The sequence below is a fragment of the Frankia sp. CgKIO3 genome (assembly GCF_977946435.1).
This window is the reverse complement of record NZ_CDWTMO010000248.1, coordinates 1-4,132: the sequence shown is the minus strand read 5'-3', so window position 1 is coordinate 4,132 and position 4,132 is coordinate 1. Positions and strand designations below refer to the sequence as shown.

4 protein-coding genes and 2 pseudogenes are annotated in these 4,132 nt (G+C 71.5%); 5 read left to right on the top strand and 1 reads right to left on the bottom strand.

Annotated elements, in window-relative coordinates; translation table 11 throughout:
- Window positions 1-124: 124 nt before the first annotated feature.
- Window positions 125-559 (bottom strand): annotated as a pseudogene (locus tag AC08OJ_RS18920) (hypothetical protein); the annotation flags it as partial.
- A 258-nt stretch (window positions 560-817) separates the two neighbouring features.
- On the opposite strand from AC08OJ_RS18920, the gene AC08OJ_RS18915 reads away from it, so the two are divergent.
- The 5 genes and pseudogenes from AC08OJ_RS18915 to AC08OJ_RS18895 form a co-directional block, all read left to right on the top strand.
- The gene (locus AC08OJ_RS18915; protein WP_476593105.1) at window positions 818-964 is read left to right on the top strand and encodes a hypothetical protein; all 147 of its coding nucleotides are present in this window, start codon (window positions 818-820) and stop codon (window positions 962-964) included.
- Window positions 964-1,767 (top strand): annotated as a pseudogene (locus tag AC08OJ_RS18910) (SAM-dependent methyltransferase). Before AC08OJ_RS18915 ends, AC08OJ_RS18910 begins: the two are co-directional and overlap by 1 nt.
- On the top strand, window positions 1,764-2,999 hold the full coding sequence (locus tag AC08OJ_RS18905) for a hypothetical protein (RefSeq protein ID WP_476593106.1): 1,236 nt from the start codon (window positions 1,764-1,766) through the stop codon (window positions 2,997-2,999). The pseudogene AC08OJ_RS18910 and the gene AC08OJ_RS18905 overlap by 4 nt, the downstream one beginning before the upstream one ends.
- Window positions 3,000-3,159: 160 nt before the next feature.
- Window positions 3,160-3,450: a hypothetical protein gene (locus AC08OJ_RS18900; RefSeq protein ID WP_476593107.1), complete on the top strand. Its 291-nt coding sequence runs from the start codon at window positions 3,160-3,162 to the stop codon at window positions 3,448-3,450.
- The coding region (locus AC08OJ_RS18895) for an ATP-binding protein (RefSeq protein WP_476596442.1) at window positions 3,447-4,132 on the top strand (686 nt) is incomplete at its 3' end. The genes AC08OJ_RS18900 and AC08OJ_RS18895, both read left to right, overlap by 4 nt.

Genomic DNA, 4,132 nt, shown 5'->3' with positions numbered 1-4,132 from the left:
CGACTAGCTCTGGGTTCTGGTCCTGAACCACCGCTGCGGACTCAAATGCTCGGTAGTCCGATATATCGACGAGTGCGGGTTTCGCGAGCGTGCCATCGTACTTCGTCAGCTCGATCGGTACTGCGGCGCCGACACTCCTTGTTTTCGCGTCTCCCGCGCGGATCGAGTTGATGAGGAGCATGTCGGTGGGGGCATGTGTTCGCGGTCGTCGAGGTCAAGCAAATCGTGAAGGTCGCAGCCGTAGACGGCGGCGAGCTGGGCGAGGATCTGGAGGGTGGGCCGGCGCCGGAGTGGGAGCGGCCAGGTTTCCAGTTCGGACAGCCAGGGTGTGGTCATGCTGGCCGCACCGTCGGGGTCGAGGCCGGTACGGGCGGCGTGGGCGTTGATGCGGTCGGCGGCCTGCTGGCTGGGTCCAGCCGTGCGCGATCCGGTGGGCGATGCGGGGGCGCAGCTTGTAGCGGCGGGTGAACTCAATGGCGATCTCGTCGTGGCTCATCCCGGCCGCCCGCATCCGGGCTCGTAGCTCGTCCTGCTCCACCCGCCGGCTCGGCCTGCCCATGACGACCCCCCACCCCTTCCCCGTCTGCGCGGTCCCCGTCTCCTTCCGGGACATGTCCACGGTAGTGGTGCGATCACTCCACGGGAAGGGGGGTCGTACAACCCGAACTAACGGACCCTGTCCGTAAGTGTTACTCCAGGTCAAAGGGGCTACGGGGAGCCGAACTGATTCTTCGGGTTGACGGGAATGTTTCGTGCCCTTGTCAGGGCGATGGTGGTAGCCGTCCCCCGACGTCTACTCTCAGTGAGGTCCGTTCCCATGACGAGGATCGTTCCCGCGACGGCCGCGCCCTTCGACGCCGCCTTCGACGCCAGGCCCAGGCCGGACACACCGGGTGAGGCAGGGCACCGACGAGCGCGGGGCAGTCTGGGCGGGGCGGACCGCCTGTGGGCGAGGTCGGCGTGATGAGCACCGACAGCTTCGAGTCCCCCGGGCGTGAAGATCCCAGCATTACGCCCAACATTGCGAGGATTTACGACTACCTGCTCGGTGGGGCCCATAACTTCGCCGTCGACCGTGAGGCCGCGAAGGGCCTGGTGGAAACGTGGCCGCAGATCGCCCAGACCGCACGGGTCAACCGGATGTTCCTGGGCGAGGCGGTCCGATACCTTGCCGGCTCGGCGGGGGGCCGCCAGTTCCTCGACATCGGTTCGGGGATGCCGACGATGGGCAACGTCCACGAGGTCGCCTCCGGGATGGCGCCCGGCACGCGGGTTGTCTACGTCGACAGCGACCCGGTTGCCGTCGCGAGCAGCCAGATCCTGCTCGCACGCACGCCCGCCGCGGTTGCCATCGAAGCCGACCTTCACCGTCCCGAGGAAATCCTTCGGTATCCGGAGCTCACCGGGCTGCTCGACCTGTAGCGGCCGGTCGGGCTTCTGCTGGTGGCGGTCCTGCACTTCTTCGACGACGACGCCCACCCGCAACGGCTGATCGGCGCGCTGCCCACGGGCAGCTACCTGGTTCTCACCCATACCACCGGTGACGGGCAGGCCGATGACGTCACCGACGCCGCCACGCTGTACCGGCGGACGACGGCGCCGTTGCGGCTGCGCAGCCGGACCGAGATCCTGCGGTTCTTCGAAGACTGTGGCCTGATCGAGCCCAGCGTGGTCCTGCTTCCCGGCTGGGCCGAGGACCGGCAGGGCTCCGGGACGGCGTCCGAGGGGCGGCTGCCGCTCTACGGCGGCGTCGAGCGTATCCGGTGAGCCCCCGGTCCGGCTGTCCGACCTGCTGGTCCGACCGCGACGTCACCTGTCTTCTCGCCCACGCCGAGGCGCGGATCGCCGCCGCGACCGCCCGTCTGTGGCCGGCGGCGGAGGTGACGGTCGGGCCGATGGTCACCGGGGGTAGTGCGGTGGTGCGCCGGGTGCAGGCCGGTGCCGAGACGCTGTGCGCGAGCTGGCGCCCGAGGGGGGCGGCGCTGGCGCGCGTGGTGCGCGGCGACCACGGGAATCTCCCCGCGGTGCTGGCCGACGACGCCGACGGGCCGCGGGCGGACCTGACCGTCCGGGAAGCCGAACAGCTCACCACGCTGGCCGTCTACAGCGGTCTGCGGGTCCCCGGCCCGGCCACCATCACGGACGGGGTGATGGTCACACCGTGGGTGACGGGCACGAGTCTGGCCGACCAGGTCCAGGCCCGCCCGGCGGCGCTGACCGAGGTGCTGATGTTGCTGATGGACGACCTCGCCGGGCTGCACAGCGATCCGCCGGAACCGCTGCGCCTGGTCGCCGCCACCGGTACCCGGAACCTGCCGCTGGTCGTCACCGCGGCGCTCGGCCGCACCGCCGACCACCTCCACCCACGGTCCCCGCACGCCGGCGGGATTAACGAAGCCGGGGAGGTGAAGACGCTTACGCACAGCCTGTCGGCCAGGCTCGCGCGGCTGGCCTCCGGATTGGACCCGGTGCTGCTCACCCGCGCCGGTATCGCCTACGGAGCCCTCACCCCGCACCACGTGCTCTACCCCGCCGGCTCGCCGCGGGCCGTGCTGGTGTCGCCCGCGCTCGGGCCCGGCGGGGAACCCGTGGACACCGCCATGCTGCTCGGCCATCTGCACCTGATGATCCTGGGATGTCCGCCGCCGGTCCGCGCGGAACTCGTCGAGGGGGTCGAGGCGTGGCTGGCCGGACGGCTCGCCGCCCGCCGTGGCGAGTGGCGAGGCTGGCTGGCCGCTGTGCTGACGATCTGGGCCGCCACCGTCTACGACACCGTCGTCACCGCACTGACGCTGCCTACCGACGCCCTGCCACTCCACCCGGCCACGGCCGACCTGGCGTGCGGTCCGCTGCCCGCTCTGTCCGTCCTCGACGTTCTGACCCGGACCCTGCGCCGCCACAGCGCGGACGCGGCGTTGAACGCCACCCTCACCGCGCTCGCCGCTGACCCGGCCAGCCGCGCCGGCACCGACCCAACGCAGACGACCACATCTCGCTGATCACACCGTCCCACCTGCCTGGAGAGGTGCGCCCCATGCTCGCCCCGTTGCCGAACCGAGGACCGGACCAGTCCCCGCTCACCCACCGCGCCACAGCCGTCCCCGTCGCGCCGCCCGCGGCCTCGCGGGTCCTCACGGCCGGCCGCGCACCCACGACCCGATGATCACAGCAGGGCGGCGGGTGGACCGGCGCACACGCGACGGGGATCTCGACCTGCCCGGCCTCGGCTGCGACCGGCTTCACCGCACGGCGCTGCATGCGCTCGACGCGCACGTCAACACTGACGGCCGATGCGCGGGCTGCGGGAGCCGATGGCCGTGCCGCACCGTGATCCTCGCCGAACACAATCTCGCTCTCGTGCACGACATCGCGCCCGCACCCGCTCCGCCTGACGGGGCCGCACTCGGGCCCGCGAGCCGTCCCGATCCCCCCGCCGGGAGAGCCGTATGACCACCGTCCTCGCCGCCGCCACCTCCACCGAGCCCACCCGTCCCGTCTCCCGGCTACCGCACCGGGTCTGGTACTACCCCGCGACCCCGCGCTCCGCCGGCGCTGTCCGCCATGACGTCGCGACGCAGCTCCGCGGCTGGGGCCTCGACGAGCTGCTCGCCCCGACTGTCCTCGTGGTGTCGGAGCTGGCCACCAACGGCCTCGTCGCCAGCCAGCGAGCACGAGACCAGCACGCTGACCGTGCTTCGGTATCGCGGATCGCGGTGCGCATCACCTATAGCCACCACGACGTGATCGTCGAGGTGTGGGACGGGGCGGCGGACCAACCGACCCTCCGGACCGCCGACCCCGAGGCCGAGGACGGCCGCGGCCTGCACCTGGTAACCGCACTGACCCGCGACTTCGGCTGCTACCGGGTCCGGGTCCGCAACACCGACGGCACCTACTGGAGCAACGGCAAGGTCACCTGGGCGATCTTGTCCCACGGCACACCACCGGTGAATCTCGTCGCCGACGCCCCGCCGGACTCGCCGGACCTGCCCCGACGCAGCCCCCCTGCGCCTGTCGGCGGGAGCGCACCGGACCCGGACGCCGTCGACCTCGGGCTACTGCAACGAGTGATCGACGGCCTGCGTGCCCTGGACGACTGGACATGCGAACCCCTCCCCGACCCGAATCGACC